This is a genomic window from Tabrizicola sp. (genome assembly GCF_031377265.1).
Taxonomy (GTDB): Bacteria; Pseudomonadota; Alphaproteobacteria; order Rhodobacterales; family Rhodobacteraceae; genus JAUYQR01.
On record NZ_JANMET010000384.1, the window covers coordinates 1 to 5,869 of the forward strand.

6 protein-coding genes are annotated in these 5,869 nt (G+C 65.2%); 1 reads left to right on the forward strand and 5 read right to left on the reverse strand.

Annotated elements, in window-relative coordinates; all coding sequences use genetic code 11:
• Both RMO18_RS20415 and RMO18_RS20420 read right to left on the reverse strand, forming a co-directional pair.
• Positions 1 to 460, reverse strand: a 460-nt coding sequence (locus RMO18_RS20415; RefSeq protein WP_309668358.1) for a pseudouridine synthase, incomplete at its 3' end; no start/stop codon positions are given.
• Positions 453 to 1,346 carry a homocysteine S-methyltransferase family protein gene (locus RMO18_RS20420; RefSeq protein WP_309668363.1) on the reverse strand — a complete coding sequence of 298 codons (894 nt, stop codon included), beginning with the start codon at positions 1,344 to 1,346 and terminating at the stop codon, positions 453 to 455. The genes RMO18_RS20420 and RMO18_RS20415, both read right to left, overlap by 8 nt.
• A gap of 122 nt (positions 1,347 to 1,468) precedes the next feature.
• Between RMO18_RS20420 and RMO18_RS20425 the strand changes: the two genes are divergently transcribed.
• Positions 1,469 to 1,891: a glyoxalase gene (locus tag RMO18_RS20425; RefSeq protein WP_309668359.1), complete on the forward strand. Its 423-nt coding sequence runs from the start codon at positions 1,469 to 1,471 to the stop codon at positions 1,889 to 1,891.
• A 146-nt stretch (positions 1,892 to 2,037) separates the two neighbouring features.
• On the opposite strand, the gene RMO18_RS20430 is transcribed toward RMO18_RS20425, so the two are convergent.
• The 3 genes from RMO18_RS20430 to mgrA all read right to left on the reverse strand — a co-directional run bounded on the left by RMO18_RS20430 (position 2,038) and on the right by mgrA (position 5,667).
• Positions 2,038 to 2,514, reverse strand: coding sequence for a GAF domain-containing protein (locus RMO18_RS20430; protein WP_309668360.1), 477 nt, complete (start codon positions 2,512 to 2,514; stop codon positions 2,038 to 2,040).
• Positions 2,504 to 4,081 carry a gamma-glutamyltransferase family protein gene (locus tag RMO18_RS20435; protein ID WP_309668361.1) on the reverse strand — a complete coding sequence of 526 codons (1,578 nt, stop codon included), beginning with the start codon at positions 4,079 to 4,081 and terminating at the stop codon, positions 2,504 to 2,506. The genes RMO18_RS20430 and RMO18_RS20435 overlap by 11 nt, the downstream gene beginning before the upstream one ends.
• Positions 4,082 to 4,641: 560 nt before the next feature.
• Positions 4,642 to 5,667: an L-glyceraldehyde 3-phosphate reductase gene (mgrA, locus tag RMO18_RS20445; RefSeq protein ID WP_309668362.1), complete on the reverse strand. Its 1,026-nt coding sequence runs from the start codon at positions 5,665 to 5,667 to the stop codon at positions 4,642 to 4,644.
• Positions 5,668 to 5,869 lie beyond the last annotated feature (202 nt).

Consider the following 5,869-nt stretch of genomic DNA (forward strand, 5'->3'; position numbering starts at 1 on the left):
GGGTTTCGCTGTCAGAGCGGGCGATGACCTGCCAATCGGTCTGGGCGGGGCGACCTTCGGGGGTGACCTTCTGGCGGGGGCGGTAGTCCCAATCGCTGCCGACGGGCAGGTCGATATGGCCGCTGTCACCGGCGATCTGGCCATGGACGCGGGCGATGTAGGACTTTTGCGCGCGGCGGTGTTCGAATTCCTGCCCGAGAAAGCCTTGCGCCTGTTTGGTACGGGCAAAGATGATCACGCCGGAAGTGTCGCAATCCAGCCGGTGGACGACCAGCGCATCCCAACGGGCGGCTTGCAGGCGGGTGATCAGGCAATCCTGCCGGCCTGCAAGCTTGCCTGGAACGGTCAGGAGGCCGGGCGGTTTGTCGAGGACCAGAAGCTGCGCGTCTTCGTGCAGGAACTGCAGCGGGGTATCGGGGGGGAAATAGTCGAAATCGGGGATGAGCGAGGGTTCAGACAATTCGGTGGCCTGCGGCGATCAGGCGGGCGTGCAAGTGGCGGATATGGGCGGGGCCAACCTCGCAACAGCCGCCGACGATGGTGGCGCCTTGGGCGACCCAACCCATGGCGAAATCGGTGTATTTTTCGGGCGTGAGGTCGTGGCGGTGGGTCAGTTCCTTGACCGTTGGCGCATCTTTCAGGAAATTGCCGGAGATGTGGGTGAAGCCGTTGGCATAGGCACCAAAGGGTTTGCCAAGTGGTCTCAAGGCCGCCAGCGCATCGGCCATTGCCTCGGGTACCGAGCAGTTGGCGAGCAGGGCCGCGATGGGGTCATGGAGCAGGCGGGCGATGTCGGCAACGGGTTCGCCCGAGCGCAGTCTGGTGCCGTCGCGGTCATCAACCGAGATGGAAAGCCAGACCGGTTTGCCAGCGGCCTGCGCGCCGATCACCGCACCTTCGGCGGCTTCGATCGAGGCGGCGGTTTCGATCAGGATCAGGTCAACATGCGGGCCAAGGATGCGGGCGATCTCGGCGTATTTTGGTGCGGCTTCGGATACGGGTTCGGTCAGGTCGGGGCGGTAGCTGGCTTGCAGGGGGCCAAGCGACCCGGCGATGCGGGTATTGGGGTGGGCGGCGCGGGCCTCATGCGCCTCGGCCAGGGCGCGCAGATGGAGGGCGTGGAACATTGGATCGAGGCCAAAGCGGGCAAGGCGGTCGTGGTGGATGGCGTAGGTGTTGGTGGTAGCAATGGTCGATCCGGCGGCGAAGTAATCGGCGTGGATGTCGCGCACGAGGCCGGGGTGGTCAAGCATCACCCGGGTCGCCCAAAGCGGCGTTGGATCGTCGCCCGAGCGGGCGAGAAGTTCCTGCCCCATGCCGCCGTCGAGGAGCGTGATATCGGCCATTTGAATGCCTCCCTGTTCGGGCAGACCATCGGTCCGGCGATGGGCAAGATCAAGAGACGTCATTTGACGGACCCCCCGGACCTGCAGTCTAAGGGGGCAAAGATTGAGGATGGAATTGGAACATGGATTACGAAACAGTGCGGTCTGCCGAGTTCGGGCATTCCTTGCGGATGATCACGGTCAACCTGCTTTGCCGTGACGTGACGGCGGAGGCGGCGTTTCTGGTGAAGGTGTTTGGCATGTCCGCGCATCGTGTCAGCCGGGATTTCGCTATCATGGTGCACGCAGGCCAACCCATGCAGCTGCACTCGGACGGGGCCTTTGCAAGCCACCCTTTGCCATCCTTGCTGCCCGAAGCGGGCGTGCGCGGTGCGGGGGTCGAAATTCGATTGCATGAGGCGGACCCGGATGTGGCGGCGGGATTGGCCGAAGCGGCGGGTGGAGTGGTGCTGTTGGCCCCTAAGGACGGGACCGGTCATGGGTTGCGCGAAGCGGTGATCCTGTCGCCATCGGGCTATGCGTTCGTGCCAAGCCGCCGCATCTGAGGCGCGGTAACCTTGTTGAGCGCGGCCCCGCAAGTGCGTGCCCGCGCGCGCCTTTGCCTCGCCTCAGGCCCAGGGGCCTGCGGCTCAGGATGCGGGGGTTTTCCACCCCCGCCCCCCCCGGAGGATATTTTGCGAAGGGGAAATCCCTAGGTTGCGTTGGCAAAAACTTCGGCGAGGAGGGGCGTCAGCCAAGCCTCATCTTCGGCGGTGAAGGCAGCGGGGGTGTCGCTGTCGAGATCAAGGACGCCGAGGAGTTTGCCCTGACCGTTCCAGACCGGGAGCACGAGTTCGGACCGGGTGGAGGAGGCGCAGGCGATGTGGTCCGGGAAGGCGTCCACGTCGGGGACGTTCTGCACCTGGCCGGTGCGGGCGGCAGCGCCGCACACCCCGCGCGAAAACGGGATGACGAGGCAGCCATGGCCGCCCTGATAGGGGCCGATCTTCAGCAGGTCGGGGGCCACCACGCGGTAAAAGCCGGTCCAGTCGGCGAAAGGATGGGCGTGGTGGATCTCGCACGCCACAGTGGCCATCAGGGCGACGGTATCGGTTTCGCCATGCGCGAGGGCGCGGATCGCGGCGGTGATGGCGGGACGATTGAGCGGGCGGTCTGGGTCAATAGCCAAGGGCGCAGCCATCCTTTCTGGGGTCGGAGGCGCCGATCAGGACGCCGTTGTCGCCAATCAGGATGGCTTGCGCGCCACCAAGCGGGGTTTCGGGGATGCTGACAGCGTGGCCCATGGCGGCAAGCTCGGCCCGCACGGTATCGCTGTAGCCGCGTTCCACTTCCATCCCGTCTGGTCCGGAAAAGCAGCGGGGCGCGTCGATGGCGGCCTGCGGGTCCAGCCCGAAATCGGTGAGGTTGGTGATGAGGCGGGCGTGGCCGCAGGGCTGGTAACCCCCGCCCATCACGCCGAACGGCATGATCACGCGGCCAGCGCGCCGCAGCATTCCGGGGATGATGGTGTGCATCGGGCGCTTGGCGCCGGCGGCCTCGTTCGGGTGGCCGGGCGTGAGGGTAAAGCCGGCACCGCGGTTCTGGAAGTTGATGCCGAACCTGGTGGAGGCAAAACCGGAGCCGAAGCCATGGAACACCGAATAGATCAGCGAGACGGCCATCCGGTCCCGGTCGACCACGGTGATGTAGATGGTGTCCTTGTGGATGGCTTCGGTCAGGGGGGCGGCGGCGGGCATGGCGCGGGTTGGATCGATCAGGGCGGCCAGTTTCGCGGCGGTTTGCGGATGCAGCATGTGGTCCAGCCGGGTGGTGCGGGCGGGATCGGCGATGAAGCGGTTGCGGGCGTCATAGGCCAGTTTCGCGGCCTCGGCCTCGATATGGGCGCGTTGGCTGCCGAAGGGGGGCATGGCGGCCAGATCGAAATGCTTGAGGATATTGAGCATCAGGATGGCGGTGGCGCCCTGGCCGTTTGGCGGATGTTCGACCAGTTCGATGTCGCGGTAGGGGCCGCTGACGGGATCGGTGTAGTCGCAGGCGGTTGCGGTCAGATCGTCCTGCGTGTGGCTGCCACCGAGGGCACGGAGCGAGGCGATCATGTCTTCGGCCACCTCGCCGTCGTAGAACCCGGCGCGGCCTTCGCGGGCGATGCGGCGGAACACTTCGGCCTGACCCGGCGCGCGGAAGATCTGGCCGGGGGTGGGGGCGTGGCCGCTGAAGCTGTAGTGGTCGCGGGCCACGCCTTTCAGGCCGGGCAGGTCTTCAGCCCAGTCGAAGGCGACGCGCGGAGCGACCGGAATGCCCTGGTCGGCATAGTGGATGGCGGGGGCGAGGATTTCGGCCATGGACAGGAGGCCATAATCTTCGTTCAGGCGGCAGAAGGCGTCGATGGCACCGGGCATGGTGACTGCCTCGATGCCCTGAACCGGGATTGCGGTCAGGCCGGCGGCGCGCATGGCGGCGGCGTCAAGGCCCTTGGGCGACCGGCCCGAGCCGTTCAGGGCCACCACCTGCTCTTGCCCGGCTGGTTTGAGCAGCACGAAACAGTCGCCACCGATCCCGGTCATCTGCGGTTCGGCAATGCCCAGCACCAGGGCCCCGGCAATCGCAGCATCGGCGGCATTGCCGCCAGATTTGAGCGTTTCGATGGCCACTTGTGCGGCGAGAGGATGAGAAGTCGCGCAGGCGCCGTTCAAAGCATAGACCGCCGACCGGGCCGGCTGATGGAAATCGCGCATCTGGTTCTCCCGTTGATACGCGGAGTCTAGGGTGCGGGGCTGCGGATGCCAAGGCGAAGACGGAAGCAACCTCGGCCCCCGGTTTTGGTGGGGGCGATTGACGCGGGAGCCGAGGTGAAGCTTGTGCAGCCTCGCATCACGGCGTGGCTGACGGATGCGGCCGCAATGGTGTGCAACGGGGGCGGATCTGCGGCGGATGTCGTCAATTCGAATGACTTGGGGAGGGGTGGGGCGCTGGGGGTGTTTCCGGGGGGTGTTCGCGTTCAGCCGTTTGAAAAGGGAGTGGCAGTTCCGTGAGATGCGGGCCGATTGGACCGGCCACGCCTTGCAGGTCGGTCGCGCCACGGTGAGGCCATCCGAGCGATCCGAGGTGTCCTGTCCATGACAAAGCGATGGTTCTCTGGCATGCCTCCATTCGGGACGCGGACGGCCAGGATGAAGCGCGGATGAAACGCCCACTCCGTGTCCGACATCAAGTCTCGTGCCAAGCCGGTCCCCATCGCGGATACCAGCTTGACCAACGATCAGCGCGCCAGGTGAATCCCTTTTGCCGACAGGACCTAGTCGGACGAGGATTTGGCCCAGAGGTTGATGTCTTTTTCTTCGGAAATCGCGTCGATCCGGGCCAGTTCTTCGGCGGTGAAGTCAAGATTGGCAATCGCCCCGGCGCAGTCTTCAACCTGTGCCGCACTTGACGCGCCGATCAGCGCGCTGGTGATGCCGCCGCCGCGCAGCACCCAGGCCAACGACATTTGCGCCAGCGTCTGGCCGCGCGCTTCGGCCATTTCGTTCAGCTTGCGAACCGACCCCAGCGCCTTTTCCACCACCGACAGATCCAGTGATTTGCCTTGCGTGGCGCGGCTGCCTTGCGGGATGCCGTTCAGATACTTCTTGGTCAGGATGCCCTGCGCCAGCGGGATGAACGCGATGGACCCAATGCCCAGATCGCGCAGCGTGTCCTTCAGCCCGTCGGTTTCGACCCAGCGGTTGAGGATGTTGTAGCTGGGCTGGTGGATCACGCAGGGGGTACCCAGTTCCTTCAGGATCGCCGCCGCCTCGCGGGTGCGCTGGGCGTTATAGCTGGAAATCCCGGCATAAAGCGCACGACCGGAGCGGACGATGGTATCCAGCGCGCCCATGGTTTCTGCCAAGGGCGTGTCGGGATCGAAGCGGTGCGAATAGAAGATGTCGACGTAATCAAGGCCCATCCGCTTCAGGCTTTGATCGCAGGAGGCAACAAGGTATTTGCGGCTGCCCCATTCGCCGTAAGGGCCGTTCCACATGTGGTAGCCCGCCTTGGAGGAGATGATCAGCTCATCCCGGTGCAGGCGGAAATCGGTCTTCAGGATATCGCCAAACGCCTCTTCGGCGGTGCCAGCCGGGGGGCCGTAGTTGTTGGCCAGATCGAAATGGGTGATGCCATGGTCAAAGGCCGCGCGGCAGATTGCCTGTTTGGTCGCATGCGGCGTGTCGTGGCCGAAGTTGTGCCACAGGCCCAGCGAGATCGCGGGCAGCATCAGGCCCGAAGCCCCGCAGCGGCGGTAGATCATCCGGTCGTAACGGTCATCGCGGGCGGTATAGGTCATGGCGTGCCTCCTGTTGGCGGTACCATTTCACGCGGGCGGACAGGGTGCAAGTTGCGCCAGCCCGTTCGGCGGGCCATGGTGTCGGCATGAAGAACAGCATCAGTGCGCTTTGGTCGTTCATCGTTGCGGTCTGGAACCGGGTGGCCGAGGGGCATTTTGCCCTGATCGCCGCCGGGGTGGCGTTCTATGCGATGTTCGCGGT